This is a genomic window from Sporichthya polymorpha DSM 43042 (assembly GCF_000384115.1).
Classification (GTDB): Bacteria; Actinomycetota; Actinomycetes; order Sporichthyales; family Sporichthyaceae; genus Sporichthya; species Sporichthya polymorpha.
In genome coordinates this window covers 4,267,578-4,294,250 of the sequence record NZ_KB913029.1, presented here as the reverse complement: position 1 = coordinate 4,294,250, position 26,673 = coordinate 4,267,578, and the positions used below count along the sequence as shown (strand labels likewise).

The window sequence follows — 26,673 nt, the reverse complement described above, 5'->3', positions numbered from 1 at the left end:
CGGGATCGTGCGCAAACAACCCCGAGGGGCTGTTCTGACCGGGACCCGACGACCTGACGCGGTCGATGCGGGTGGGAGTCGGGCTCCACTTGTGCTCCGGACCTGCCGAAACAGGACCGAGTGGGTCGCCGTCAGCGTATCACTGTGCGGTCACTGTGCGATTCGGGCGCCGCCAGGGCGAGTTCCAGGCCGAGGTCGAGTCGTTCGCGCAGGATCGGGTGCTCGGCGAGCGCACCGGCCAGACCCTGGGCCACGGTGACCGGGTCGGAGCCGGCGGTCACCGCGAACACCAGCACGGCGTCGGCGCTCGGCGACGGGGCGAGGCGGAACCGGGTCACCGCGGGCTCGGCCGCGACGACGACCTCGACGGCGGCCGTGACCTCCGGGTCCTCCAGCGGCGGGAGGGGCACGCGGCCCTGCGCCAGCGCGCGCAGCGCCGGGCCCTCGACCGGGAACGTCACCGGCCCCCCGGGGTCGAGGACGAGCAGATCCCCCTGCTCGGCGACGGTCGACAGGCAGGCGGTGGTGGCGGCGACCGGGACGGGACGCGCCTCGGGGTTCCAGTCGACGAGCGCAGCGAGGCTGGTGAAGGCCGGGAGCGCGGTGCGGCCGTCCTCCCCCTGAATGGTGACCAGCATCATGTCGGTCTCCTTGTCCGCCCCGGTGATGACGTCGACGTTCACCGCGCGGGCGACGACCGGAACCAGCACGCGGCCGCCGACCAGCGCCGCGTGGACGGGGCCGGGCGGTCCCCCGGCCGCCCAGGCGGCGAGCGCCGCGGCGAGGGTCGGGTCGGCGGAGCCGTCGTCGCCGAAGAATCCGGGGTCGGGGATGGAGCGCTGCACCGCGCGAGATTAGCGCGGACGCGAAGGCTTTCGCTGTCTCAGAGCCCGTCTCGGGAGCGTTCGTGGACCAGCTCCGCGAGGGCGCGCGCGGCGGCGGGGGCGGCGGCCCCGTCGGAGTTCTGGATGCCCATCGCCGCGATCGTCTCGCCGTTGGAGAGGTCGAGGTAGACCCAGGGGTCGCCGCGGCGCAGGCGGACGCTGAGCACCTCCCCCCAGGCGAGCTGGTGGCGACGGAACAGGTTGACGACCTCAAGCCCCGCGTCGGTGGCCAGAACGCGGACGTTCGCGTGCCGGTGCAGGAACGCGGCCAGCCCGACGCCGACGGCGAAAACCCCGATGCGCGACGGCAGGTTCCAGGCGCGCGCCCCGTCGTCGGGCAGGATCACCGCGACGATGCCGAGGACGACGAGCATGAACGTCGCGATCGCGTAGCACCAGATGCGTGCCTTTCGGGGCCGCCAGGTGTGCGGCAGGGATGTGCTCATCGACTCGGCCCGACCTCAACCTCGACCTGACTGGACCTGACGCAGCGTCAGAGCCGGCAGGCGTGGATGTCGGTCACGAGGATCGCGCGGGCGCCGACCTCCCAGAGGTCGTCCATCAGGCGCTGCGCGTCCCGCTTGGGGACCATCGCCCGGACCGCGACCCAGTTCTTGTCGCGCAGCGGCGAGACGGTGGGCGACTCGAAGCCGGGGGTGATCGCCACCGCCGCCTCGACCGCCTCCACCGGGCAGTCGTAGTCCATGAGCACGTAGCGGCGGGCGACGAGCACGCCCTGCAGCCGGCGCACGAGCTGGTCGTACCCGGTCGCGGCACCGGCGCCGATGCGGCGGACCAGGACCGCCTCGGAGTGCAGGATCGGGTCGCCGATCACGACCAGGCCGGCCTGGCGCAGGGTGGTGCCGGTCTCGACGACGTCGGCGATGACGTCCGCCACCCCGAGCTGGATCGAGGTCTCGACGGCGCCGTCGAGCCGGATCACCTCGGCGCTGACGCCGGCCTCGGCCAGGTGCTTGGCCACCAGGCCGGGGAACGAGGTCGCCACGCGCAGGCCGCCGAGGGCACTGACGCCCGCGTCGGCGGTGCCGGGCAGGGCCGCGAAGCGGAAGGTCGAGCCGCCGAAGCCGAGCTCGAGGACCTCCTCGGCCGGTGCGCCGGAATCGAGCAGCAGGTCGCGGCCGGTGATGCCGACGTCCAGCCGGCCGGAGCCGACGTAGACCGCGATGTCCCGCGGGCGGAGGAAGAAGAACTCGACACCGTTGTCCGGGTCCTGGAGGACCAGCTCACGACCGTCGCCGCGCTGCCGGTAGCCGGCCTCGCGCAGCATGGCGGCCGCGGGCTCGGACAGCGAGCCCTTGTTCGGCACGGCGACGCGGAGCATGGGAAACGGCCCCTTTCCGGGGATCGAGCGACGGGGGCGATGCACGAAAAGGGTGACACCCTTTTCGTACCGCGGTCACAGATGAGCGTATACGTCGTCCAGCGTCAGGCCCGTGGCCAGCATCAGGACCTGGACGTGGTACAGCAGCTGCGAGATCTCCTCGGCGGCGCGGTCGGCACCCTCGTGCTCGGCGGCCATCCAGGACTCGGCGGCCTCCTCGACGACCTTCTTGCCGATGAAGTGCACGCCCCGCTCCAGGGCCTGCACCGTCCCTGACGCGGGGTCACCCTGGGCCGCCTTCGCCGTGAGCTCCGCGAACAGCCCGTCGAACGTCTTCACGGGGGGACAGGCTACGTGAGCGGGTGCGCGCGCAGCGCCGCCGCGGTCTGCACGGCCGCCTGCGCGGCCTCGTACCCCTTGTCCTCGGACGAACCCGGGAGGCCGCTGCGGGCGAAGGCCTGCTCGTCGTTGTCCGTGGTCAGGAGCCCGAAACCGACCGGCACGCCGGTCTCGACCGCCACCTGCGTCAGGCCGAGCGTCGCCGCCTGGCAGACGTACTCGAAGTGCGGGGTGCCACCGCGGACCACGACACCCAGCGCCACGACGGCGTCGTGCGACGCCGCCAGGCGGCGGGCCGCCACGGGCAGCTCGAACGCGCCGGGGACGCGCAGCAGCGTGGTCGCCTCCAGGCCGGCTTCCTTGAGGGCGCGGTGCGTGCCGTCGAGGAGGCCGTCGATCACCTCGGCGTGCCACTGCGCGGCGACGATGGCGACCCGCAGGCCGGCGACGTCGCCGAGCTCGGTCGGGTCGAGCTTGGGTGCTCCTGCTCCGCTCATGCCGACCCGCTCACGTGAACGGCGTCCAGGGTCCGGCGCTGTCGTCGTGCTCGCCGCAGATGTCGGCCTCCGGGATGTCGTGGCCCATGCGCTCCCGCTTCGTCCGCAGGTAGTGCACGTTCTCGGGGGTCGGTTCGATGATCGAGGGGACACGGGAGAGCACCGGCACGCCGTAGTACTCCAGACCGCGGCACTTCGCGGGGTTGTTCGTGATCAGGCGCACCGAGCGGACCCCGAGGTCGAGCAGGATCTGCGCGCCGACGCCGTAGTCGCGGGCGTCGACCGGCAGGCCGAGGTCGAGGTTGGCGTCGACGGTGTCGCGGCCGGCGTCCTGCAGCTCGTACGCCCGCAGCTTGTGGGCCAGGCCGATGCCGCGGCCCTCCTGTCCGCGCAGGTAGACCACGACGCCGCGGCCCTCCTTGTTGATCCGCGCGAGCGCGGAGCGCAGCTGGGGGCCACAGTCGCAGCGCAGCGAGCCGAACGCGTCACCGGTGAGGCACTCGGAGTGCACGCGGACCAGCACGCCCTCGCCGCCCGCGATGTCACCGCGCACGAGGGCGACGTGCTCGTCCTCGGTGTGGGCGGCGCCGGAATCGGCGTACGCGAAGGCCTGGAACTCCCCCAGCACCGTGGGCAGACGGGTCTTGGCCAGGCGGCTCACCTGCGACTCGACGCGACGGCGGTAGTTGACCAGGTCCGCGATGGAGATCAACGCGAGGTCGTGCTCGGTGGCGAACTTCGCGAGCTCGGGCAGGCGGGCCATCGACCCGTCCTCGTTGACGATCTCGCAGATCACGCCCGCCGCGGTCAGCCCGGCCATGCGGGCGAGGTCGACCGAGGCCTCGGTGTGGCCCGGACGGCGCAGCACGCCGCCCTCGACGGCGCGGAGCGGGAAGACGTGGCCCGGCCGGGTCAGCTCCCAGGGCTCGGTGGCCGAGTCGCAGAGCACCTTGATGGTCCGCGCGCGGTCCTTGGCCGAGATGCCGGTGGAGATGCCGTCCCGGGCGTCGACGGAGACCGCGTAGGCCGTCTGCTTGCGGTCCTCGTTGACCATCGTCATCGGGGGCAGGCCGAGCCGGTCGAGCTCGGGGCCGGGCATCGCGACGCAGATGACACCGGAGGTGTACCGGACCATGAAGGCCACGAGCTCCGGGGTCGCCTTGGACGCCGCGAAGATCAGGTCGCCCTCGTTCTCGCGGTCCTCGTCGTCGACCACCACGATCGCCTTGCCGGCCCGCAGGTCGGCGACGGCGCGCTCGATCGAGTCGAACGTGAATCCGGGGTCGGCGGGGGGTGCCCCGGCCTGTTCGGCCGTCATCGGTCACCTCCGCGTCCAGAAACCGTGCCGTCGACCCGGTCCTCGGTGCTGCCCTCGACCGGCTGGTCGAGGTGGAGCAGCCGCTCGACGTGCTTGGCGAGCACGTCGACCTCGAGATTGACCTGGTCGCCGGGCGCTCGTCGGCCCAGCGTAGTCGCCGCCAGGGTGGTGGGGATCAGGCTGACGGTGAACGAGCCCGGACCGAGGGCGGCGACGGTCAGCGAGACCCCGTCGACGGCGATCGAGCCCTTCTCGACGACGTAGCGCTCCAGGGACGCCGGGAGGCTGATCTCGACCAGCTCCCAGTGCTCGGCCGGGCGCCGCGAGAGGACCTCCCCCACGCCGTCCACGTGACCCTGGACGAGGTGGCCGCCGAGGCGGGTCGCCATCGTCACCGCCCGCTCCAGGTTCACCGGCGAGCCCGAGCCCAGGGCGCCGAGCGCGGACCGGTCGAGCGTCTCCTTCATGACGTCGGCGGTGAACGCGCCGTCGACGACGTCGACGACCGTCAGGCAGACGCCGTTGACGGCGATGGAGTCCCCGTGCCGGGCGTCGCCGCAGACCAGCGGGCCGCGCAACGTCAGCCGCGCGGCGTCCTCGCTCAGGTTTTCGAGGCCGAGAACCTCACCGAGTTCCTCGACGATGCCCGTGAACATCGCTCAATTCTCCACTGAATTCTCGACGGCCGGTTCGCGGGGCGGGCTCGGGACCACCGGCCGGGCCACGAGGCGGACGTCCGGGCCCACGGGGGTGATCTCGTCGAGCCGGAAACGGCGGGCGGCCTCGATCGTCGGGGCGCCGGGGCCGGCCAGGGCCGGTAGACCGTCGCCGCCGATCAGGACCGGGGCGACGTAGCCGACGACGCGGTCGACCAGACCGGCCGCCAGGAACGACCCGGCGAGCCGCGGGCCGCCCTCGAGGAGGACCGAGACGACCTGGCGGGAGTGCAGTTCGGCCAGGACCGCGTGCAGGTCGACGCCGGTGCCATCGGGCGCCTGAGGGACCGTCACGATCTTGGCGCCCTCGTACAGGCGCGGGTCGCCGTCCACCGCACCCGGGGCCTTGAAGATCAGCGTCGGCGCCGTGTCGTCGAGGACCTGCGCGGTCGGCGGCGTGCGCAGGGCCGAGTCGAGGACGACCCGCAGCGGCTGGCCGTGGCGGACCGGGGCGTCGCGGACGGTCAGGGCCGGGTCGTCGGCGAGCACGGTGCCGGAGCCGACGAGCACCGCGTCGCACTCGGCGCGGAGCCGGTGCACGTCGGCGCGGGCCGCGGGGCCGGTGATCCATTGACTGGTGCCGTCGGCGGCGGCGGAGCGACCGTCGAGGCTCGCGGCGTACTTCCAGGTGACGAAGGGCCGGCCGGCGCGGACCGAGGTCAGCCAGGCCTCGTTGACCCGCTCGGCCTCGGCCGCCAGGACGCCGACCTCGACCTCGAGCCCGGCCGCGCGCAGGGCCTCGACGCCCCCGGCCGCCGGCGCGAACGGGTCGCGGACCGCGATGACGACGCGCGCGATGCCGGCGTCCAGCAGGGCCTGGACGCACGGCGGCGTCCGGCCGGTGTGGTTGCAGGGTTCGAGCGTGACGACGCAGGTGCCGTTCTGCGCCCGCGAGCCGGCGGCGGCCAGCGCGAGGACCTCGGCGTGCGGGCTCCCGGCCTTCACGTGGAAGCCCTCGCCGACCACGGTGCCGACGATGTCGAGCACCACGGCGCCGACGACCGGGTTCGGGCTGGTCGTCCCGAGCCCGCGCCCGGCCAGCGCCAGGGCACGGCGCATCGCCGCGTACTCGGCCGGTGACGCCATCGGTCCTACTCCGGACCCGCGGACTCGGCGGACTTCGCCCAGGGCGCCGCCGCGGTGGCGGTCTCGGCCTGCGCGCGGAGCCGGCGCACGGCCTCGGCCGGGTCGTCCGCGCCGTAGACCGCGGACCCGGCGACGAACACGTCGGCCCCGGCCTCGGCGCACCGCTCGATCGTGCTCGCGGAGACCCCGCCGTCGACCTGCAGCCACAGGTCGAGGTCGCGGCCGGCGATGAGCTCGCGGGCTCGGCGAATCTTCGGCAGGACGACGTCGAGGAACGCCTGGCCGCCGAAACCGGGTTCGACGGTCATGATCAGCACCATGTCGAGCTCGGGCAGCAGGTCGGCGTAGCCCTCGACGTCGGTGGCGGGCTTGAGCGCCATCCCGGCCCGGGCGCCGGCGGCGCGGATCGCGCGGGCCAACCGGATCGGGGCGTGGGCGGCCTCGACGTGGAACGTCACCGAGCCGGCGCCGGCCTCGGCGTACCCGGGGGCCCAGCGGTCCGGGTCGGCGATCATCAGGTGGCAGTCGACCGGCGTGCTGACGCGCTTGAGGAGCGACTCGACGATCGGCAGGCCCAGCGTCAGGTTCGGCACGAAGTGGTTGTCCATGACGTCGACGTGGAGCCAGTCCGCCGCCCCGGCGACGCGGTCGCACTCCTCGGCCAGCCGGGAGAAGTCGGCCGAGAGGATGCTCGGCGAGATCTGCACACCCATGGGACCGGGAGCGTATCGGCAGACCGGTCGCGGGCGAGGCCGCGACCACAGCCGGATCTCACCGCGCCGCCGGATCACCGTGCGGACTTCTTGACCGGAAATGCCCTTACCTGGTGGCGAATCGCTCGTGTGGACCCTGATGACACGGGCACGTCTCGACTAGCTTGAGCGCCACCGGGGAGGATCGCCATGGCACAGCGGGTGATGCGGGGCAGGGTCGGTGGGTCGTCCCGGCCGTGGATTCTCGGTCCGCTGCTGGTACCGCTCCTCGTGGCCACGACCGCTCCCCCGGCCGGCGCCGCACCCCGCGCGCCGCTGCCCGCCGAGTGCACCGCGAGCGGGCGGGCCGTCCAGTGCCTGTTCACCGAACCCTCGGCGATCGCGACGGTCTTCACCGTCCCCGCCGGCGTGGTCAACCTCGTCGTCGGGGCCCGCGGTGGTTCCGGCGGACCGGGCGATGCGGACCAGCAGAGCGACTGCACCGAGGGCACGCTCTCGCTCCCCCGTGCCCGGACCGTGACCGGCGCGCCGGGCGGCCTCGGCGGTACCGCTCGAGCGGTCCTCAACGTCGAACCCGGGCAGGTGCTCGACCTCTACGTCGGCGGAATCGGCTCGTCCGCGAACGGCATCACCGGTGGAGCCGGTGGGGTGAACGGCGGGGCGCCCGGCGGCACCGTGCAGCTCGACCCGAGCACCGATGTCTGCGACCCGTTCAACCAGTTCGGCGGCGGCGGGGGCGGCGGCGGAGGCGGGTCGTTCGTGATGGCCCACACCACGCTCCCGCAGGTCGCGGTGCCGCTGCTCGCGGCCGGTGGCGGCGGCGGGGGCGGGGGCACCTACAGCGGGACGCCGGGCGGCGCCGGTGGCGGCGGTGGCGGTCCTGAGGGCGACCCCGGCAACGGCGGACCCAACCGGGGCCAGGGCGGGCTGACCTCGGGCGGCGGCGCCGGCGGCCCCGGCGGGCGGGACGGTGAGCAGGGGGTCGGCGGTCTCGGCGCCGCGTCGCTGTCCGCCCCCGGTGGCGGGGGCGGTGGCGGTGGCGGCTTCTTCGGCGGGGGCGGCGGCGGGACGAGCGTCCCCACCGATGCGATCTCGCCGGCCGACCTGCAGATGGTCAGCGGCGGCGGGGGCGGCGGCAGCGGCTTCGTCGCCAGCGCCGGACCCGGGGTCCGGCTGAGCAAGGCCGAGATCGGGCCGGGCTCGGTCTCCGGTCCGGGCGAGATCGCGATCTCGTTCACCCTCCCGGGCGCCAAGAACCGCGACTCCGCGACGACGGGCGGGGCCGCGACGAAGCGGGCGGCCCGGATCAGCGCGGGTCGGCGGGTGCGAAGTGGTATCCCATCCCCGGGTCGGTGATCAGGTACCGCGGACGGGCCGGGTCGGGTTCGAGCTTGCGGCGCAACTGCGCCACGTACACGCGCAGGTAGTTCGTCTCGGTGCCGTACGCCGGCCCCCAGACCTCCTGCAGCAGCATGCGCGACGGGACGTGGCGGCCGGGGTGCCGGACCAGGACCTCGAGCAGCGCCCACTCGGTCGGGGTCAGGCGGACCTCCTCGCCCCCCGCGGTGGTCACCCGCCGGGCCGCGAGGTCGACGGTGAAGTCCGGGGTGGTGACGACCGGCGCGCTCTCGTCCGCCGGGACGGCGGGGCGGCGCAGGGCCACCCGGATGCGTGCGAGCAACTCGTCCATGCCGAACGGCTTGGTGACGTAGTCGTCCGCGCCGGCGTCGAGCGCCGCGACCTTCTGCGCCTGGTCCTCCCGGGCCGAGAGCACGACGATCGGCGCGTGGCACCAGCCGCGCAGGCCGTGGATGACCTCCACGCCGTCGAGGTCCGGCAGCCCGAGGTCGAGAATCACCACGTCGGGCGGCCGGCGAGCCGCGACGGCGAGGGCGGTTGTGCCGTCGGCCGCGTCGAGCATCTCGTAGCCGCGGGCCCGCAGGTTGATGCCCAGCGCCCGGCGCAGGGTGGCGTCATCGTCGATCACGAGCACGCAGGCCCGACCCGTTCCCGCTGATTCCTGACGCTGCGTCACGTCTGCTCCGCCCGGTTCTGCGTCGCCGGGAGCGTCAGTGTCATCGTGAGGCCGCCGCCCTCGGTCGCGGACGGTTCGAGGGTGCCGCCGACCGCCGCCGCGAAGCCGCGCGCGATGGCGAGCCCGAGGCCGACGCCGGGACCGTGCCGGTCGTCGAGCCGCTGGAACGGGGTGAACATCTCCTCCCACCGCTCGGACGGAACGCCGGGCCCGTGATCGGCCACCGCCAGGTGCAGCGCGCGGCGGTCGGCCGTGGCACGTCCGACGACGCGCACCGTGGTACCGGCCGAGGCGAACCGGCACGCGTTGTCGACGAGGTTCGCCACCACCCGTTCGAGGAGCCCCGCGTCCGTGGAGGCGTGGGGCAGGTCGTCGGGGACGTCGACGTCCACCGGTGCGGTCCGCGGTCCGTCGAGGAGCACCCGCGCGACGACCTCGTCGAGGGCGACGGGGGCCAGCTGCACCGACAGCACGCCCGCCTGGAGCCGGCTCATCGCCAGCAGGTTCGCAACGAGCCCGTCGAGGCGGTCGGCGGATTCCTCGATCGAGGCGAGCAGTTCCGCGCGGTCGCCCTCGTCGAACGCGACGTCCGGCGCGCGGAGGCTGGACACCGCCGCCTTGATCCCGGCCAGCGGGGTGCGCAGGTCGTGCCCCACCGCGGCCAGCAGTGCCGAGCGGAGCTGGTCCACCTCGGCGAGGTCCCGCGCCCGGGCCGCCTCCTGGGCGGCCTCCTCCGCCAGCCGCTGGGCGTCCCAGGCCCGCGCCGCCGCCCCGGCGAGGCGGCCGAACAGGCGGCGGTCGGCGGCGAGGTGCTCCGGGCCGGCGGCGACCAGCCGCAGCCCGTCCCCGGCGTCGGCCGCGATGACCGGTGGTCCGGTCAGCGCCGGGCCGACCAGGCCGACGGTTCGGGCCGACTCGGTCCCGGCGCCGGCGACCAGTGCCACCGAGGTCATGCCGAAGGTGTCGCGGACCTGGGCGAGAAGATCCGTCAGCGAGGTCTCCCGGACCGGGCCGGAGGTCACGCGCGAGAGCAGATCCGCCTCGACGCGCTCGCGGACCGCCGCGACGCGCGCCCGGGCCGCGAGCTCGACGGTCACGCTGACTCCGACGGCGACGAGCGCGAACGTGACGAGCGCGATGGCGTCGAGGCGGTGTGTGACGTCCCAGTCCCCGTACGGCTCGGTGAACCAGTGGGTGGCGAGCAGCAGGGCGGCGCCCGCCGCGAGCACGGCCGGCAGCACGCCCCCGAGGAGCGAGGTCAGCACGACCGCGAGGACGTAGAGCAGCAGGACGCTCTCGAGGTCCAGGTTCTCGCGCACCCGGACCATGACGGCCGTCATCGCCGGCAGCACCGCGGCCGCTGCGGCGAGGGCGGCCCACCGCCGAGTGCGGGGCAGTCCCGCTCCCGCGCTGCTCGCGGGTCCGTCGTCCGGCACGGGAATCAGTCTCACACCCCGTCAGGCAACCGGCGCACGGCGCGCCTCGCGACCCTCCGCCGACCCGAGTTGCCACGGGACGCTCGTGACCATCACCCCCGGCTGGAACAGCAGCCGAGCCTTGAGTCGCAGCGCGGTCTGGTTGTGGAGAAGTTGCTCCCACCAGTGACCGACGACGTATTCGGGGATGAACACGCAGACGACGTCACGCGGGCTCTCGCGGCGTTGCGCCCGGACGTACTCGACGATCGAGCCGATGACGTCGCGGTACGGCGAGTCCAGCACCGTCAGCGGGACCGGGATGTCGCGGCGGGCCCAGTCCTCGAGCAGCGCGCGCGTGGCCGCGGGCGAGATCTGCACGGTCAGCGCCGTCAGGGTGTCCGGCCGGGTGGCGCGGGCGAAGGCGAGCGCTCGCAGCGCGGGTGTGTGGAGGCGCGAGATCAGGACGATGCTGTGGATCCGGCTGGGGAGCGTCACCCCGGCGGGTGGGGGCGTGAGCTCGTCGACGAGCTGGTCGTAGTGGCGCCGGATGCCCTTCATGCCGGCGAACAGGATCGGCATCGCGATCAGCACCAGGTACGCACCGTGGGTGAACTTCGTCACGAGCACGATGACGAGCACCGCTCCGGTGAAGAACAGCCCGACGGAGTTGATCACCCGCGCACGGACCATCCGCGACCGGCGGGCGGGCTTCGTCTCGGTGCGGAGCAGCCGCGTCCAGTGCCGCACCATCCCGGTCTGGCCGAGGGTGAACGAGACGAAGACGCCGATGATGTACAGCTGGATCAGGCGTGTGACGTCGGCGTCGAAGGCGTAGACCAGGGCGCCGGCCGCCACCGCGAGCAGGACGATGCCGTTGCTGTACGCGAGGCGGTCCCCGCGCTGGCGGAGCTGCCGTGGCAGGTAGTGGTCGTGCGCCAGGACCGAGGCGAGCAGCGGGAAGCCGTTGTAGGCGGTGTTCGCGGCGAAGAACAGGATCAGCGCAGTCACGGCCGCGAGGTAGACGAAGGCGAAGGACCCGTCGCCGAAGACCGCCGCCGCGACCTGGGCGATGATCGGGTCCTGGTGGTAGTCCGGCCCCGCGGGCGCGCCGTCGATGAGGATCTCCGTCGCCGGGTGCTCGGCGACCCGCAGGTCCGACTGCTGCCCGAGCAGGATCAGGCCCGCGAACATCGAGACCGCGAGCGCACCCATCACCAGGAGCGTGGTCGCGGCGTTGCGGCTCTTCGGCTCCCGGAACGCGGGGACGCCGTTCGCGATCGCCTCCACGCCGGTCAGGGCCGCGCAACCGGAGGCGAAGGTGCGCATCAGGAGGAACACGAGCGCCAGGCCGGTCAGTTCGCTGTGCTCGGCGACGATCTCGTACCCGGCCGTCGGCGCCCGCAGGTCGCCGCCGAGGACGAAGGCCTTCGTCAGCCCGACGGCGATCAGCGTCAGGACCCCGGCGATGAAGGCGTAGGTCGGGAGCGCGAACGCGAGACCGGCCTCCTTCACGCCGCGCAAATTCACCAGCGTCAGCAGCGTGATCACGCCGAGCGCCACGGCGACCTTGTGCTCGCCCACGGCCCCGACCGCGGAGGCCAGGTTGTCGACGCCGGCCGCGACGGACACCGCGACCGTGAGGACGTAGTCGACGAGCAGCGCACTCGCGACGGTGAGACCGCCGGCCTCCCCGAGGTTGCGCCTCGCCACCTCGTAGTCACCCCCGCCGCCCGGGTAGGCGTGCACGTTCTGCCGGTAGGACGCGACGACGGTCGCCATCAGGACCGCGACCGCGACGGCGAACCAGAAGCTGTACGAGTAGTAGGTGACTCCCGCCACCGACAGCACCAGGAAGATCTCCTGCGGGGCGTACGCGACCGAGGACAGCGGGTCGGAGGCGAAGATCGGCAGCGCGACCCGCTTGCGCAGCAGGGTCTCCCCCAGGCGGTCCGAACGCAGGGGCGAACCGAGCAGGAGCCGTTTCGGGGACTGGAGCAGCGTCACGTCCTCAACCAACACCCCAGGGCCGACCCCGCGGGCCGCCCTTGACGGCTCCCTGGCGGGCGAGCGGTGGATCCTGACGGGTTCTTAACGCCCAGCGCGGGCCCGGCCGGATCAGCGCGGCTTGTAGGTCCGGCGGGCCTCGAGCTGTTCGGCCGAGCCCAGCTGCCAGGGGACGCTGGTGACCATCACGCCCGGCTGGAACAGCAGGCGGGCCTTGAGCCGCAGCGGGGTCTGGTTGTGGAGCAGTTGCTCCCACCACTTGCCGACCACGTACTCGGGCACGAAGACGCAGATGACGTCGCGCGGGCTCGCGACGCGCACGTTGCGGACGTACTCCAGCACCGGGCGCGTGACCTCCCGGTACGGGGAGTCGAGGACCGTGAGCGGCACCTCGATGTCGTGTGCGGCCCACTCCCGCAACAGGTCGGCGGTGCTCTCCGGCGAGGTCTGCACGGTCAGCGCGACGAGGGTGTCCGGCCGGGTGGCGCGGGCGAACGCGAGCGCGCGCAGGGTCGGGGTGTGCAGCTTGGAGACGAGCACGATCCCGTGGATCCGGCTGGGCAGGGTGACGCCGCCCGCGGTCGGGGTGAGCTCGGAGTTCAACTGGTCGTAGTGCTTCGCGATCTTGTGCATCATCGCGAAGAACACCGGCACCGCAGCGACGACGACCCAGGCCCCGTCGAGGAAGTCACTGACGAGGACCACCGCGAGGACTGCTCCCGTGAACACTGCCCCCACGACGTTGACGGCGCGGTCACGCTGCATCCGACGGCGCGCCACGGCTTCGGTGCCGGCGCGCAGCAGTGTCGTCCAATGCTTCGCGAGCCCGACCTGACCCAGCGTCAGTGAGATGAAGACCGCGACGATGTACATGCCGACAAGGCTCGAGACGTTCGCGTCGACGACATAGACGAGCAGGCCCGCGGAGATGGCGAGGGCGACGATGCTGTTGCTGTAGCTGAGGCGGTCGCCGCGCTGGCGCAGCTGCCCCGGCAGCCAACGGTCGCGCGCGAGGATCGACCCGAGTTGGGGGAACCCGTTGAACGAGGTGTTCGCGGCGAAGAACAGGATCAGCGTCGTGGTGACGGCGAGGGCCACGAACGGCCACGATCCGTCGCCGAAGACCGCTTCGGCCATCTGGGCGATGATCGGGTCCTGCTCGTAGCCCGGCCCCGCCGGCTGCCCGTCGATGAGGATCTCGGTGGCCGGGTCGTCGGCGACCTTGAAGTCCGTCAGGGCCGCCAGCGTGACCAGGCCGGCGAACATGGTGATGGCCATGCCGCCCATGAACAGCAGGACGCTTGCAGCGTTGCGCCCCTTGGGCTCGCGGAACGCCGGGACACCGTTCGCGGACTGCTCGACGCCGGCGAGCGCGACGCCGCCGGCGCAGAACGCGCGCACGACCAGGAACGCGAGCGCGAGGCCGGTGACCTCGCCGGAGCTCGCGACCACCTCGTAGTCGGCGCTGGGCGCCTTCACGTCGTCGTCGAGGACGAGGATGCGGAACAGCCCGATGCCGATCAGGGCCAGAACCCCGACCACGAACGTGTAGGCCGGGATCGCGAACCAGAACCCGGACTCGGCCATCCCGCGCAGGTTGAGCAGCATGAGGACGGCGATGACCGCGATCGCCGTCTGCACGCGGTGCTCGGCCACGAAGGGGACGGCGGCCCCGAGGTTGTCCACGCCCGCGGAGACCGAGACCGCGACGGTGACGATGTAGTCGACGATCAGCGCGCTCGCGACCGTGAGCCCTCCGGTGCGGCCGAGGTTGTCCATCGCGACGTCGTAGTCACCGCCGCCGCCGGGGTACTCGCGCACGCTCTGCCGGTAGGAGGAGATGACGACGACCATGAGGACGCCGATCGCGAGCGCGAACCAGACCGCTTCCTGGAAGTACACCGCTCCGGCGACCGAGAGCACGAGGAAGATCTCCTGCGGCGCGTAGGCGACCGACGAGAGCGGGCCGGAGGCGAAGATCGCCAGTCCGACCCGCTTCCGCAGGAGGGTGTCCCCGAGCTTGTCGCTGCGCATCGGGGTCCCCAGCAGGATCCGCTTGGGGACCCGGGCGAAACTCACGGGGAGAATGGAACACGACCGCTCAGCTGCGGCGCAGGCGACCCCACGGCTTGACCACCGACACGCTCCCCCGCGGCTCTGCCGCGTCCGCCCCGGATCGGCTCCCCGCTACGCAGATCCGCGTACCCGCCCCTCCTGGGGGCCGACACGGGGGCCCTGCGGGATGACGGGGCGGGGTCAGACGCGGCGGAGGAGGGCGAGGAACATCGCGTCGGTGCCGTGGCGGTGGGGCCAGAGCTGGACGTGGGGGCCGTCGGCGAGGTCGGGGACGCCGGGCAGCAGCGGCCGGGCGTCGACGGGCTCGACGGGGCGGCCCGCCCGCGCCGAGTCGGCGACGGCGGCGGCGACGACTCCGCGGGTCTCCCCCGGGTGCGGGGAGCAGGTGACGTAGGCGATGAGCCCGCCGGGCCGGGCGGAGCCGATCGCCGACAGCAGGAGTTCGCGCTGGAGGTCGAACAGCCGGCCGACGTCGCCGGGCTCGCGGCGCCACCGGCTCTCCGGGCGGCGGCGCAGGGCGCCCAGGCCGGTGCAGGGGGCGTCGACGAGGACGCGGTCGAAGGTGTCCGCGGGCCAGGCCGGGGCGCGGCCGTCGGCGACCACGGGGGCCGCGGCGCGCTCGCTCCCGAGCGCGGCGGCGACCAGGCGGGCGCGGTGCGGGGCGACCTCGGCGGCCACGAGGCGGGCGCCGCGTTCGCCGGCCAGCCCGGCCAGCAGCGCGGCCTTGCCGCCGGGGCCGGCGCACAGGTCCAGCCAGCGGGCGTCGGGGCCGTCGAGGGGCGCGTCGGCGAGAGCGAGGGTGACGAGCTGGCTGCCCTCGTCCTGGACCCCGGCCGCCCCGGAGCGGACGAGCGCGAGCCCGCCCGGGTCGCCCCCGGGGAGGATCGCGCCGACCCGCGAGTACGGGGCGGCTTGCGCTCCGGTGGCGACGAGGTCGTCGACGGTGGCCCGACCGGGGCGCGCGACCAACGTGACCCGCGGCGGGGCGTTGTTCGCGGCGAGCGCGGCCTCGACCTCGTCCCAGTCGGCCCGGCCCCCCGCACCGAGCGCGTCCGCGACGGCGGAGATCACCCAGCGCGGGTGTGCGTGCCGCAGGGCGAGGTGGCCGGCCGGGTCGGCGTCACGGGCCGGACCGAGCTCGGTGACCCAGGCGTCGAGGTCGCGGGCGGAGACCTTGCGCAGCACCGCGTTCACGAGGCCGGCCGGACCGGGCCCGACGGCGGCGCGGCACAACGCCACCGTCGCCGAGACCGCGGCGTGCGGCGGCGTCTGCAGGCCGAGCAGCTGGTGCGCACCGAGTCGCAGGACCTCGACGACGCCGGGGTCGAGCTTCTCGAGCGGACGGTCGACGCAGGCCGCGAGGACCGCGTCGTAGGTGCCCTGCGCGCGCAGCGTGCCGTAGCCGAGCTCGGTCGCGAACGCGGCGTCGCGGCCGGTCAGCCCGCGCTCGCGGAGCAGGCCGGGCAGGACGAGGTTGGCGTAGGCGTCGCGATCGGCGACCGCGCGCAGGAGGTCGAGCGCGGCCCGGCGAGCGGGGTCGGCCGGCTCGTTCCGCGGGCTGCGTGGGGCCGAGCGCGGACGGTCGCCGGAGCGCGATGCCGGTCGGCCGCCCCGCCGTGATCGGCCGCGGGGGTCGTCGTTCACGACGCCTCGCCGCCGAGCAGCTCCCCGGAGGTCGGGCGGGCGCCGCGCGCCCAGTCGGCGGCGCGCATCGGCTTCTTGCCCGGCGCGGTCACGTCGCCGAGGGCGACACCGTGGGTCCCGGTACCGACGAGCACCCCGTTCTTCTCGACGAGCAGCTCGCCCGGCGCGAGGCCGCGGCTGTCCTGACGGAGCGTCACGGGGCCGAGGCGCAGGCGCTCTCCGCGGAAGATCGTCCACGCCGCCGGGGCCGGGGTGCACGCGCGGATGAGCCGGTCGACGTGCATCGCCGGCGCACGCCAGTCGACCTCGGCGTCGGCCGGGTTCAGCTTCGGCGCGAGGGAGACGCCGTCGGCCGGCTGGGGCACGGCGTCGACCGTCCCCGCCTCGATGCCGTCGAGGGTGGCGAGCAACAGCCCGGCTCCGGCGTCAGCGAGGCGGCCGAGCAGGTCGCCGCTGGTGTCGGTCGGCCGGATCGTCTCGGTGAGGACGCCGAAGACCGGCCCGGCGTCGAGCTCACGGACGATCCGGAAGGTCGTCGCGCCGGTGATCTCGTCGCCGGCGAGCACGGCCCGCTGCACCGGAGCGGCGCCGCGCCACGCGGGCAGCAGGGAGAAGTGCAGGTTGACCCAACCGTGCGGCGGGATCGCGAGCGCGTCGTCGGGCAGCAGGCCGCCGTAGGCGACGACCGGCGCGCAGTCCGGCGCGATCTGCTCGAGCCGCGCGAGGAACTCGGGATCCTTCGGCGAGGGCGGCCGCAGAATCTCCAGCCCCGCCTCGCCCGCGAGCTCCGCGACCGGGCTGGGACGCAACGCGCGGCCGCGCCCGGTCGGGGCGTCGGGCCGGGTCACGACGGCGACGACGTCGTGATTCGAGTCGAGCAGCGCGCGCAGGCTGGGGAGCGCGACCTCAGGGGTGCCGGCGAAGACCAGACGCATGAGGCGCCGTCAGGTCGCGCGGCCGGCGGTGGCGTGCGGCGAGATCCTGATCTGGGGCGGAGCCTCGTCGGCCCACGCGGACTCCCGGATCGCCCGCAGCGCGGCGCGGCGGGTCTCGTCGTCCAGGCGGTCGACGAACAGGATGCCGTCGAGGTGGTCGGTCTCGTGCTGGACGCACCGCGCCAGCAGATGGGAGCCGACGAGCTCGACCGGCTCCCCGTACATGTTCTGCCCCTTCGCGACGACCCGCAGCGCCCGCGTCGTCGGGAAGCTCAGACCGGGGATCGAGAGGCAGCCCTCCTCGCCGTCCTGCTCCTCGTCGGAGAGGTCGAGGACGGGGTTGATCAGGTGCCCGAGCTCGTTGTCCACCCAGTACGTGAACACGCGCAGGCCGACGCCGATCTGGGGCGCGGCGAGGCCGACGCCGGGGGCGTCCTGCATGGTGTCGGTCAGGTCCGCGACCAGCTGCCGGAGCTCGCGATCGAACTCGGTGACCGGGGCCGCCGGGGTGCGGAGGACGGGGTCGCCGAACAGGCGGATGGGCTGGATCGCCACGCGGTGGAGCTCCCGATTCTGTTGGTGCGGAGGGCCGCCGTCAGTCTAGGTGCCGCGCGACGGGGTCAGCCGAGGGCGGCGGGGTCGATCTGGATCCGCACGGACCCGGCGGCCTTGCGGGCACTCCGGACCCCGGCGCCGGCCCGCAGGGCGGCGGCGAGCTCACTCCCCGAGGCCCGGGGGACGCGCACGACGGCCCGGGCGGCGTCGTCGGTCCCGTCGCGGCCGGTCGGGACCGGGCCGAGTTGGGACGCCGCGGCGGGCAGCCGCGCCGCCTCGAGCAGCTCGGAGATCGCGGCCGCCGGACCGGTGAGGACCGCGAGCCGGACGGCGGGCGGGAAGCCCAGTGCCTGACGATCCGTCAGTTCCCGCTCGGCGAAGCCGAACGGGTCCCAACGGACCAACGCCTGCACGGCCGGGGCGGCGGGGTCGGCCATCAGCACGACGTGCCCGCCGGGGCGCACCAGCGCGGCCGCGTTGGCCCACCGGCGCACGGCCTCCTCCGCGGCACGGAGGTCGGCACGGGCGAGCAGGGCATCGCCGTCGAGCAGCAGGGCCGCGGCGTAGCCGTGCGCAGCCTCGGGCTCCGCGCCGGGCGTCGCAAGGATCAGCGCCGGGGTGTCGTCGACGGCGGCCAACACGGTGCCGTCGGCGCTCGAGTGCCGGACGGGCACGTTGGGGAACGCGCGACCGATCTCCTCGGCCGTCCGCGCGACCCCGACCACGACGGAGCGGAAGGCCGTCGCCCCGCAGGCCGGGCACGCCCACTCCTCGGCCGGCTGGGCGCACAGCCGGCAGGTTGCGCTGCGCTCCCCCGCGGCCAGCCCCAGCGGCCCCGAGCAGGCCCGGCAGCGCGCGACCTCCCGGCAGCGGACGCAGGCGAGGATCGGCAGGTACCCGCGCCGGGGCACCTGCAGCAGCACGGGCCCGTTGGCCAGGGCCGCGCGCGCGGTCTGCCAGGCGACGCTGGGCAGCCGGGCGGCCCGGGCGGCGGGGTCGCGCTCCAGGTCGGTGTCGGTGCCGGCCGGCGCGACGCGGGGGCCGCGGGCCCGCACGATCTCCCGGGGCGCGGCCAGGGACCGGGCCCACCCGGTCTCCACCAGCGCGGCGCCCTCCGCCGTCACGGCGTACCCGCCGATCAGCGCCGCGGCGCCCGCGAGATGCGCCCGCAGGCACAGCACCTCCCGCACGTGCGGGTACGGGGCCCGGGGCTCGGCGTGCAGGTCGTCCCCGTCGTCCCAGACGACGACGAGGCCCAGGTCGGCGACGGGGGCGAACATCGCGGCGCGCGTCCCGATCACCGCACGGGCGGCCCCGCGGCGGACCGCGAGCCAGCGGCGGTACCGCTCGGCCGGCCCGAGGTCCGCGGTGAGCTCGAGGTGGCCGCCGGGCCCGAGGGCGGCGTCCAGAGCGGCGCCCAGGCGCGCCAGGTCGCGGGCGTCCGGCACGACGACCAGCGCCCCGCGCCCGCCCGCGAGGGTGGCCGCGACCGCCGCCGCGACGGCCGGGGCCCACGGTGCACCCGGCAGGGCGGCCCAGACGGCGCGGGCGGGGCGGCCGTCGGCCAGGGCGGCCAGGAACGTCTCCCCGTCCGGATAGGCCTCCCAGGGCCCGGGGTCGAGGCCGCCGGCGGGCCGGATTCGCTCCGGGGGCGGCTCGGCCTCGACGCGGGCGTGCCGGGGCGGGACGGCGAGGCGCAGGACGTCCGCGACCGTGCCGGCGTAGCGGTTCGCCACGGCCCGGGCGAGATCCGCGATCTCCGGGGCGAGCACCGGTTCCGGCGACACGACCTTGGGCAGGCGGGCCAGCGAGCCGGTGTGCTCGCTGCGGTCCTCCCGCGCGAGGACGAACCCGTCGACGAGCTGGCCGGCGAACCGGACACGCACGCGCGCCCCGGGCACGGCGTCCGCGTCGAGCTCGGCGGGGACGAGGTAGTCGAACGGCCGGTCCAGGTGCGGGAACGGGACGTCGACGGCGACGCGCGCGACCGGCCGGTCCGCGGCGACCGGGGCGGGCTCACGTTCTTTCTTCCGGACCGACTTCGTGGTGCGGCGCGCGGTCTCGCGCACGAGCTCCAGCTGCTCGACCGCCGCCTCGGGCGGTCCCCCTCCGGAGCTCACCCGCCTGTCCTACCAGAGATCCCCCACCTCCCCGGCGGGCCCTGTGGAAAGGTCGGCCTTCCCGAACGGTCAGCGCCGATCGGGCGGAATCCGGCCCGCGCACCCGCGATCGCTGCTAGAAACGGCGGCGGTCGGTGATCTCGGGGGGGATCAGGTGCCGCTGTCTCCGCAACGGTCTCTGCCGCGCGCTGCGCGGATGCTCACGTTCGGATTGGCCCTGGCGGTCGCCGGGCCGGTCATCGCCACGGGCGTCGCCGTTCCGGCGCCCTCGTCGTCGCCGTCGTCGCCCCCGTCGGTGGAGGTCGAGCCGCGATCTCCGGTCGAGGACCGGTACCGGGCCACCGGACCGTGGGCGGTCACCACCAGCGAGGTCGCGATCCCCGACGGGCTGTCGTTCTCCATCGCCCACCCGCGCGCGCTCGGGCGCGACGGGACGCGGCACCCGATCCTGGTCTGGGGCAACGGGACCAACGCGACGCCCGACCAGTACGGCGGGGTGTTCCGCCACCTCGCGTCGTGGGGCTTCGTCGTCATCGGGTCGTCCGACACCCAGCAGGCCGACGGCCGCACGATGCTCGCGGCGCTGCGCCACCTGCTGGGCGCGAACCTCGACGGGACCAGTCCGTTCTTCGGCGTCCTCGACCCGACGCGGGTCGGGACCCTGGGCCACTCGCAGGGCGCCGGCGGCGCGATCAACGCCGCCAACGGCTCCGGCGGACTCGTCGACACCGTCGTCCCGATCAACCTGCCGGACGCCCGCTACGTCGAGCGCCGCGGCCGGTTCTCCGTCTCGGACCTGACGACCCCGACGTTCTTCCTCGGCGGCGGAACCGACGGCCTGATCTCCACGCCGGGGGGCCTACGCGGCTACTACCAACGCGTCCCGCACGGCGCGCTCGGCGTCCTGCGCGGCGCTGACCACCTCGCGATCCAGCGGAACCGGAGCGGGTACCTCGGGTACCTCACCGCCTGGCTGCGCTGGCACCTGCTAGACGACGCCTACGCCGCGTCCGCGTTCCTCGGCGTCGATCCGAAGCAGACCGAGTTCCGCCGCAACTCCCGCTGGCAGAACCAGCAGGCGAAGGGCCTCGCGCCCTGACGCGCCCGCCGTCAGAACCCGGCGTCAAAAAAGGGTGACACCCCTTACTGCGCAGTAAGGGGTGTCACCCTTTTTTCACACTGTTTTCACGAGGCGGGACGCGGCCGCCGGAGTTGCGTCAGACGCCGCAGGCGCTGCGGAGGGCGTCGACGCGGTCGGTGCGCTCCCAGGTGAAGTCCGGGAGGTCGCGGCCGAAGTGCCCGTACGCCGCGGTCGGCGTGTAGATCGGGCGGAGCAGGTCGAGGTCGCGGATGATCGCGGCCGGACGCAGGTCGAACACGGTCGTGACGGCCGACTGGATCTTGGCCGGGTCGACGCTCTCGGTGCCGAAGGTCTCGACGAAGACACCGACCGGGTGCGCCTTGCCGATGGCGTAGGCGACCTGGACCTCGCAGCGGCGGGCGAGCCCGGCCGCGACGACGTTCTTCGCGACCCAGCGCATCGCGTAGGCGGCGGAGCGGTCGACCTTGGACGGGTCCTTGCCGGAGAACGCGCCACCACCGTGCCGGGCCATGCCGCCGTAGGTGTCGACGATGATCTTGCGGCCGGTCAGACCGGCGTCACCCATCGGACCACCGACGACGAACTTGCCGGTCGGGTTGACCAGCAGGCGGTAGCCGGCGGTGTCGATGTCGATGTTCGCGAGCTCGGGGGCGACGACGTGGTCGGCGACGTCCGGCGCGAGCAGGGTCTTGAGGTCGATGTCGTCGGCGTGCTGCGAGGAGACGACGACGGTGTCGAGGCGGACGGGACGGTCGCCGTCGTACTCGATGGTGACCTGGGTCTTGCCGTCCGGACGCAGGTAGGGAACCGTGCCCGACTTGCGGACGGCGGTCAGGCGCTGCGAGAGCCGGTGAGCGAGCTGGATCGGCAGCGGCATGAACTCGGGGGTGTCGTCGCAGGCGTAACCGAACATCAGGCCCTGGTCGCCGGCGCCCTGCTTGTCGAGCTCGTCGGTGCCCTCGCCCTCACGGGCCTCGTAGGCCGCGTCGACGCCCTGCGCGATGTCGGGCGACTGCGAGCCGATCGAGACCGAGACGCCGCAGGACGCGCCGTCGAAGCCCTTCTTGGACGAGTCGTAGCCGATCTCCAGGACACGGTCGCGGACGATCGTCGGGATGTCGGCGTAGCCCTGGGTCGTGACCTCACCCGCGACGTGGACCTGGCCGGTGGTGATCAAGGTCTCGACGGCGACCCGGCTGCGCGGGTCCTCCTTGAGGAGGGCGTCGAGGATGGAGTCACTGATCTGGTCCGCGATCTTGTCCGGGTGGCCCTCGGTGACGGATTCCGAGGTGAACAGACGACGCGACACGGCACACTCCAGGCTGGCGGGGCTGGCCCGATCCGCGGGCCGACAACCCGGAGATCTTATCGGTCAGGGTGGGTCGAACAGGCTCACCAGGCGGAACGCGAGCCACGGTTTGGTCCCCCAGGCCACCATCTGCCCCCGCGAGATCGGATTCCACAGGCCGATCCGGCGGTGGATCACGAGGATCATCGACGCGGGCGCACCGACGATCGTGCAGTCCACCCGGCCCTGCGGCTCGGCCTCCACGGTCAGGTGCCCGTCCCGGAACGCGAACACCGCTCGCGCCTCGGGGAACTTCCGGACGCGGACGTCGAAGCGCGCGTTCACCCCGTGGGCGTTCTCCGGGTGGACGAACCGAGGCAGGAACGGCAGGAACGAGCGGAAGATCAGCGCCGCGTCGGACGGCTCGATCCACCACATGCGCTGCGCGGCCGTCGCGATGTCCCAGCCGTGGACCACCGCCTCCCCGAGAATCCGCGCCACCGCCGTCGACCGCAGCAGCGGGACGCCCTCGTGGCCGGGGCGGTAGCCGTCCGGCTCGTCGCCGATCGCCGCGGCCAGCGCCGGCCGCAACGCCTGGATCTGCTCCGCGAGCAGGAACGGCGTCCGGTCGGTGACGCGGGCGAGCAGCTCGGTGTTCGTCGCCGCCACGTTGCGGATGTCGGTGTACGGCGAGCCCTGGCCGGCGGCGATGTCGATGTACGCACCGACGACGCCCGTCAGGTGGGCCGCGGTCTGCGCGATCGTCCACTCCGGCAGCGCCTGATCACTCTGCTCGGGGATGCCGCGGACGAGCTCGGCGACCCGGTTCAGTGCGCGGTCGGCGGCCGCGGCCACGGTGGGCAGGTCGATGGGCGGCGGGGAGTGCTCGGGGGCGGTCACGCCGCCGATGATCCCGGACCCGGTCGGGTCCTCCTACGCCGCCCGGGCGTCGACCGGGAAGCGGGTCGCCAGCAGCCGCGCGACGGGACCGGACCGGGCCGCCAGCGCCACCGCACCGACCGCGATCCCGGCGAAGGCGGCGGCGCCGACGATGTCGGCCGGGTAGTGCACGCCGACGTAGATGCGGGAGAACCCGACGAGTGCCGCGACGGCGAGGAGCGCGGCGCCCCAGCGCACGGACAGGAAGGCGAGGACCGCGAACGCAATGCCGAACGCGGCCAGCGAGTGGTCGCTCGGGAACGACTGGCCCGGCTCGTGGTGGACGAGTTGCTTCACCTCGGGGTGCTCGGTGAAGGGCCGCTCGTTCGGGAACAGCTCGGCGGCCCCGCGGCCGAGCGCGAGCGCCAGCACCAGCGAGGTCCCGATCAGGATCAGACGGTCCAGGCGACGGGCCATCAGCTGGAGCACGCACAGCACGGCGAGCACGACGAAGACGCCGTAGATCATCGTCCCGGCGGCGAACTTCATGACCTCGTCGACGACCGAGTTGCCCGACCACCCGTTGATCTCGAGCAACAGATCCGTGTTCATGCCGCGTCCACCCTCAGCCCCCTCGGCGCCCATCACAGCATGGCGCGCGCCCGCGCCCCGTGGTGGTCAATTGGATCACCGAATCTGCGACGCTGCCCGACATGACCGGATTGCGTCCACCGTTGGCCGAGCTGCTCGACCTGGCACCCCACCCGGAGGGCGGCTGGTACCGGGAGACCTGGCGGTCGCCGCTGGAACTGACCGGGCTGCCGGGGTACTCCGGGCCGCGGAGCGCGGGCACGGCGATCCACTACCTGCTCGGCCCCGGCGAGTCCTCGGTCTGGCACCAGGTCCGATCCGCCGAGCTCTGGTTCTGGCACCGGGGCGGCCCGCTCGTTCTGACCCTCGGCGGGGACGAGGACGCCCCCACCGGCCCGGCCGAGCACCTCCTCGGCGCGGACGTCGAGGCCGGCGAACTCCCCTCGCTGCTCGTCCCGCCCGGCGTCTGGCAGTCCGCCCGGCCCGCCCGCGACGCCGAGGTCCTCGTCTCGTGCGTGGTTGTCCCGGGTTTCGACTTCGCCGACTTCCGCCTCGTGGGCTCGCTCGAGCAACGATGACCCGGTGCCGGCCCTCCCCGCCCCGTTCCGCAACCTGAGCCCGCCCCGCCGCCGCGTCGCGCGCGTGGTCACCGCGGCCGTCGTCGTGACGCTGCTCGCGGCCGGGTCCGCGGCCCTGACGTCCGGCGACGACGACGCGACCTCGGCGCCGACCGCCGTGGCGGCCCCGGACCGCCCGGGCCCGGTCGTGCTCGTCCCCGGCTACGGCGCGCCCAGCGCCAACCTGGAGCGCCTCGCGGCCGCGCTGCGGGCGGACGGGCGGGACGCCGCGGTCGTCGCGGGTGCCGCCGCGCTCAACACCGGGGACCTCCGGAAACAGGTCGACGCCGTCGAGGCGGCCGTGACCGCCGCCCTGCGCGCCGGGGCGCCGTCGGTCGATCTCGTCGGCTACTCCGCCGGCGGCGTGGTCGCGCTGCTCTGGGCCCAGGAGCACGACGGGGCCGCCCGCGCGCGCCGGATCGTCACCCTCGGCTCGCCGTTCGCCGGCACCCAGATCGCCGCCGCGGGCGCCGCGCTCGGTCCCGTCCTCTGCCCCGAGGCGTGCCAGCAGCTCGTCCCCGGCTCGGATCTCGTCCGCAGCCTCGGCCCGGACGGCGTCGCCGCCACCGACCACCCGGCCTGGATCTCGATCTGGACCCGCTTCGACACCACCGTCACCCCGCCGACCTCGTCCCGCCTCGCCGGCGCGACGAACATCGACCTCCAGGAGCTGTGCCCCGCCGTCACCGTCGGCCACGGTGGGCTCCCCACCGACCCCGTCGTCCGCCGCATCCTCGACCGCGTCCTCGCCCCGGCCCCCCTCGCCGCCCCGACCGCCGCGGTCTGCTCCTGACGGATCTACGCGGTGATGTCCTTCGACGCGAGGTTCGCCCAGGCGAGGGCGAGGAAGACCGCGGCGTAGACGATCTGGATCCCGACGCCGCGTTCGATCTCGCGCCAGAGGATCGGGTCGCGGAACAGGTCGACCCACGCGAGCCAGTAGCGGGTCGGGAGGTATGGGGCGACCGGGGAGGACGCCTGGAGCGAGACGAGCACCTGGCTCCCGACGAGCCCCGCCAGCGCGCCGAGGGCGGCGCCGGAGGGTGAGTCGCTCACCGTCGACAGGAAGAGCGCGACCGCGGCGACGCCCACCATCGAGAACCCGATGAACCCGACGGCGAGGATCATGCGACCCGCCACCTGAGTAGGCGTCAGCTCCGCGCCGGAGACCGAGACCACCGAGCCGCGTTCGTTGCCGAGCAACGTCAGACCGACGACGAGTGAGACGAGCGCGACGATCACCACCGCGCCGAGGACGAACACCACGACCGCGATCAGCTTCGCGACGAGCAGGCGGGTCCGGCTGACGGGCCGGATCAGCAGGTAGCGCAGGGTGCCGGCGTTCGCCTCGCCCGCGATGGCCTCGCCCGCCATGAGGGCGACCGACACCGGCAGGAAGATCGGCAGCACGATGGCCAGCGCCGCCGCCGGGTACAGCGCCCCGTTGTTCAGGACCGCGGACAGGAACGCCGGTCCCTCCCCCGGCCGCGGACCGATGTCACGCACCGACACGAAGATCGCGACGACCGTCGGCAGCAGGCAGAGCAGAAACACGCTCACCCACGTCCGCGGGCGGCGGAGCATCTTCACCAGCTCGACGCGGATCATCGGTCGACCCGATCGCTGCCGGCACCGACCATGGAGAGCACGACGTCCTCGAGCGTCCGTCGCTCCACCGCGACGCCGATGACCCGGACCCCGCGCCCGACCAGATGAGCCGTCAGTTCCGCCGGGTCGTCGGCGCGGACCGCGAGCCGGTCGCCGATCCACTCCTCGACCCGGCCGTCGAGGGCGGCGACCGCCACGTCCGGGTCCGGCGTCTCGACGATCACGCGCCCCGTCGGAGCCCGCAACGCCGCCAGCGAGTCCTCGACGAGCAGCCGCCCGCGGTCGAGGACGCCGACGCGGTCGCAGGTCGCCTCGATCTCCGCGAGCAGGTGCGAGGACATGAACACCGTCGTCCCGGCGGCGTGCAGCTCCGCGAGCAGCGAGCGCACCTCGCCGATGCCGCCCGGGTCGAGGCCGTTGGTCGGCTCGTCGAGGACGAGCAGTTGCCGCGGCACCAGCAGCGCCGCCGCGAGGCCGAGCCGCTGTCGCATACCGAGCGAGTACGCCCGCACGGGCCGGTTGTCGATGCCGCCGAGCCCGACGCGGGCCAGTGCGTCGTCCACCCGGCCCGCCCGCGACGCGCGCCGGCTGCCCGGCCCCGCCGCGTCCAGCAGCGCGAGGTTCCGCCGCCCGGACAGGTGCCCGTAGGCCGCCGGCCCCTCGACGAGCGCCCCGACGGCGGGCAGCACCTCACGCACCCGGGCCGGCACCGGAGCGCCCAGCACCTCGATCTCCCCCGCGGTCGCGTGGACGAGGCCGAGCAGCATCCGCACGACCGTCGTCTTGCCGGACCCGTTGGGGCCGAGGAACCCGTAGATGTCGCCCTCACGGACGTCGAGGTCCACCCCGTCGACGGCGGCAAAGCTGCCGAATCGCTTCGTCAGCCCGCGGGTGCGGATCACGGAC

The 26,673-nt window shown here is 74.2% G+C and carries 26 protein-coding genes; 4 read left to right on the top strand and 22 right to left on the bottom strand.

What is annotated here, in order from left to right; all coding sequences use genetic code 11:
• Positions 1-131: 131 nt before the first annotated feature.
• From SPOPO_RS0120910 to rpe, 9 genes are all read right to left on the bottom strand, one after another.
• Positions 132-845, bottom strand: a complete 714-nt coding sequence (locus SPOPO_RS0120910; RefSeq protein ID WP_019877014.1) for an SseB family protein — start codon at positions 843-845, stop codon at positions 132-134.
• Positions 846-883: 38 nt separating this feature from the next.
• The gene (locus SPOPO_RS0120905; protein WP_019877013.1) at positions 884-1,330 is read right to left on the bottom strand and encodes a PH domain-containing protein; all 447 of its coding nucleotides are present in this window, start codon (positions 1,328-1,330) and stop codon (positions 884-886) included.
• A 47-nt stretch (positions 1,331-1,377) separates the two neighbouring features.
• A complete protein-coding gene (hisG, locus tag SPOPO_RS0120900; RefSeq protein ID WP_019877012.1) occupies positions 1,378-2,226 on the bottom strand; it encodes an ATP phosphoribosyltransferase in 849 nt (282 codons plus the stop codon).
• Positions 2,227-2,301: 75 nt separating this feature from the next.
• Positions 2,302-2,565 carry a phosphoribosyl-ATP diphosphatase gene (locus SPOPO_RS0120895; protein WP_019877011.1) on the bottom strand — a complete coding sequence of 88 codons (264 nt, stop codon included), beginning with the start codon at positions 2,563-2,565 and terminating at the stop codon, positions 2,302-2,304.
• An 11-nt stretch (positions 2,566-2,576) separates the two neighbouring features.
• Positions 2,577-3,062 carry a 6,7-dimethyl-8-ribityllumazine synthase gene (gene ribH, locus SPOPO_RS0120890; RefSeq protein ID WP_019877010.1) on the bottom strand — a complete coding sequence of 162 codons (486 nt, stop codon included), beginning with the start codon at positions 3,060-3,062 and terminating at the stop codon, positions 2,577-2,579.
• A 10-nt stretch (positions 3,063-3,072) separates the two neighbouring features.
• Positions 3,073-4,380, bottom strand: coding sequence for a bifunctional 3,4-dihydroxy-2-butanone-4-phosphate synthase/GTP cyclohydrolase II (locus tag SPOPO_RS0120885; protein WP_019877009.1), 1,308 nt, complete (start codon positions 4,378-4,380; stop codon positions 3,073-3,075).
• Positions 4,377-5,036 (bottom strand): riboflavin synthase, encoded by a 660-nt coding sequence (locus tag SPOPO_RS0120880; protein WP_019877006.1) that lies wholly within the window; start codon positions 5,034-5,036, stop codon positions 4,377-4,379. Before SPOPO_RS0120880 ends, SPOPO_RS0120885 begins: the two co-directional genes overlap by 4 nt.
• Before the next feature lie 3 nt (positions 5,037-5,039).
• Positions 5,040-6,182 (bottom strand): bifunctional diaminohydroxyphosphoribosylaminopyrimidine deaminase/5-amino-6-(5-phosphoribosylamino)uracil reductase RibD, encoded by a 1,143-nt coding sequence (gene ribD / locus SPOPO_RS0120875; RefSeq protein ID WP_019877005.1) that lies wholly within the window; start codon positions 6,180-6,182, stop codon positions 5,040-5,042.
• A gap of 5 nt (positions 6,183-6,187) precedes the next feature.
• Positions 6,188-6,895, bottom strand: a complete 708-nt coding sequence (gene rpe / locus SPOPO_RS0120870) for a ribulose-phosphate 3-epimerase (RefSeq protein ID WP_019877004.1) — start codon at positions 6,893-6,895, stop codon at positions 6,188-6,190.
• 189 nt (positions 6,896-7,084) lie between these two features.
• Here rpe and SPOPO_RS34505 point away from each other — a divergent pair, with 189 nt between their 5' ends.
• Complete coding sequence (locus tag SPOPO_RS34505; protein ID WP_019877003.1) at positions 7,085-8,251, top strand: hypothetical protein; 1,167 nt, start codon at positions 7,085-7,087, stop codon at positions 8,249-8,251.
• Here the strand turns inward: SPOPO_RS34505 and SPOPO_RS0120860 are convergent.
• The 8 genes from SPOPO_RS0120860 to SPOPO_RS0120825 all read right to left on the bottom strand — a co-directional run bounded on the left by SPOPO_RS0120860 (position 8,202) and on the right by SPOPO_RS0120825 (position 19,682).
• Positions 8,202-8,930 (bottom strand): response regulator, encoded by a 729-nt coding sequence (locus tag SPOPO_RS0120860; protein WP_281168180.1) that lies wholly within the window; start codon positions 8,928-8,930, stop codon positions 8,202-8,204. The two genes, SPOPO_RS34505 and SPOPO_RS0120860, sit on opposite strands and share 50 nt — an antisense overlap.
• The gene (locus tag SPOPO_RS30860; RefSeq protein WP_019877001.1) at positions 8,927-10,366 is read right to left on the bottom strand and encodes a sensor histidine kinase; all 1,440 of its coding nucleotides are present in this window, start codon (positions 10,364-10,366) and stop codon (positions 8,927-8,929) included. Before SPOPO_RS30860 ends, SPOPO_RS0120860 begins: the two co-directional genes overlap by 4 nt.
• A 21-nt stretch (positions 10,367-10,387) precedes the next feature.
• Positions 10,388-12,352, bottom strand: a complete 1,965-nt coding sequence (locus SPOPO_RS0120850; protein ID WP_033387009.1) for an APC family permease — start codon at positions 12,350-12,352, stop codon at positions 10,388-10,390.
• Positions 12,353-12,463: 111 nt separating this feature from the next.
• Positions 12,464-14,431, bottom strand: coding sequence for an APC family permease (locus tag SPOPO_RS0120845; RefSeq protein ID WP_019876999.1), 1,968 nt, complete (start codon positions 14,429-14,431; stop codon positions 12,464-12,466).
• A gap of 177 nt (positions 14,432-14,608) precedes the next feature.
• Positions 14,609-16,072, bottom strand: coding sequence for an RsmB/NOP family class I SAM-dependent RNA methyltransferase (locus SPOPO_RS0120840; RefSeq protein WP_019876998.1), 1,464 nt, complete (start codon positions 16,070-16,072; stop codon positions 14,609-14,611).
• Entirely contained in the window at positions 16,069-17,007 is a 939-nt protein-coding gene (gene fmt, locus SPOPO_RS0120835) for a methionyl-tRNA formyltransferase (RefSeq protein ID WP_019876996.1), read from the bottom strand. The genes SPOPO_RS0120840 and fmt overlap by 4 nt, the downstream gene beginning before the upstream one ends.
• Positions 17,008-17,016: 9 nt before the next feature.
• Complete coding sequence (gene def / locus SPOPO_RS0120830; RefSeq protein WP_019876995.1) at positions 17,017-17,562, bottom strand: peptide deformylase; 546 nt, start codon at positions 17,560-17,562, stop codon at positions 17,017-17,019.
• A gap of 65 nt (positions 17,563-17,627) precedes the next feature.
• A complete protein-coding gene (locus tag SPOPO_RS0120825; protein WP_019876994.1) occupies positions 17,628-19,682 on the bottom strand; it encodes a primosomal protein N' in 2,055 nt (684 codons plus the stop codon).
• Between the two features lie 196 nt (positions 19,683-19,878).
• Between SPOPO_RS0120825 and SPOPO_RS30855 the strand changes: the two genes are divergently transcribed.
• The gene (locus SPOPO_RS30855) at positions 19,879-20,781 is read left to right on the top strand and encodes a poly(ethylene terephthalate) hydrolase family protein (protein ID WP_019876993.1); all 903 of its coding nucleotides are present in this window, start codon (positions 19,879-19,881) and stop codon (positions 20,779-20,781) included.
• Between the two features lie 118 nt (positions 20,782-20,899).
• Here the strand turns inward: SPOPO_RS30855 and metK are convergent, their stop codons facing one another.
• The 3 genes from metK to SPOPO_RS33100 form a co-directional block, all read right to left on the bottom strand.
• Positions 20,900-22,093, bottom strand: a complete 1,194-nt coding sequence (gene metK / locus SPOPO_RS0120815) for a methionine adenosyltransferase (protein WP_019876992.1) — start codon at positions 22,091-22,093, stop codon at positions 20,900-20,902.
• A gap of 63 nt (positions 22,094-22,156) precedes the next feature.
• Positions 22,157-22,972 carry a maleylpyruvate isomerase N-terminal domain-containing protein gene (locus SPOPO_RS0120810; RefSeq protein ID WP_019876991.1) on the bottom strand — a complete coding sequence of 272 codons (816 nt, stop codon included), beginning with the start codon at positions 22,970-22,972 and terminating at the stop codon, positions 22,157-22,159.
• Between the two features lie 33 nt (positions 22,973-23,005).
• On the bottom strand, positions 23,006-23,563 hold the full coding sequence (locus tag SPOPO_RS33100; RefSeq protein WP_019876989.1) for a phosphatase PAP2 family protein: 558 nt from the start codon (positions 23,561-23,563) through the stop codon (positions 23,006-23,008).
• A 101-nt stretch (positions 23,564-23,664) separates the two neighbouring features.
• Here SPOPO_RS33100 and SPOPO_RS0120800 point away from each other — a divergent pair, with 101 nt between their 5' ends.
• Both SPOPO_RS0120800 and SPOPO_RS0120795 read left to right on the top strand, forming a co-directional pair.
• On the top strand, positions 23,665-24,120 hold the full coding sequence (locus tag SPOPO_RS0120800; protein ID WP_028984972.1) for a cupin domain-containing protein: 456 nt from the start codon (positions 23,665-23,667) through the stop codon (positions 24,118-24,120).
• A 4-nt stretch (positions 24,121-24,124) separates the two neighbouring features.
• Positions 24,125-24,952, top strand: coding sequence for an esterase/lipase family protein (locus tag SPOPO_RS0120795; RefSeq protein ID WP_019876986.1), 828 nt, complete (start codon positions 24,125-24,127; stop codon positions 24,950-24,952).
• A 5-nt stretch (positions 24,953-24,957) separates the two neighbouring features.
• On the opposite strand, the gene SPOPO_RS0120790 is transcribed toward SPOPO_RS0120795, so the two are convergent.
• On the bottom strand, positions 24,958-25,767 hold the full coding sequence (locus SPOPO_RS0120790; RefSeq protein ID WP_019876985.1) for an ABC transporter permease: 810 nt from the start codon (positions 25,765-25,767) through the stop codon (positions 24,958-24,960).
• Positions 25,764-26,669 carry an ATP-binding cassette domain-containing protein gene (locus SPOPO_RS0120785; RefSeq protein WP_028984970.1) on the bottom strand — a complete coding sequence of 302 codons (906 nt, stop codon included), beginning with the start codon at positions 26,667-26,669 and terminating at the stop codon, positions 25,764-25,766. The genes SPOPO_RS0120790 and SPOPO_RS0120785 overlap by 4 nt, the downstream gene beginning before the upstream one ends.
• Between the last annotated feature and the right edge of the window lie 4 nt (positions 26,670-26,673).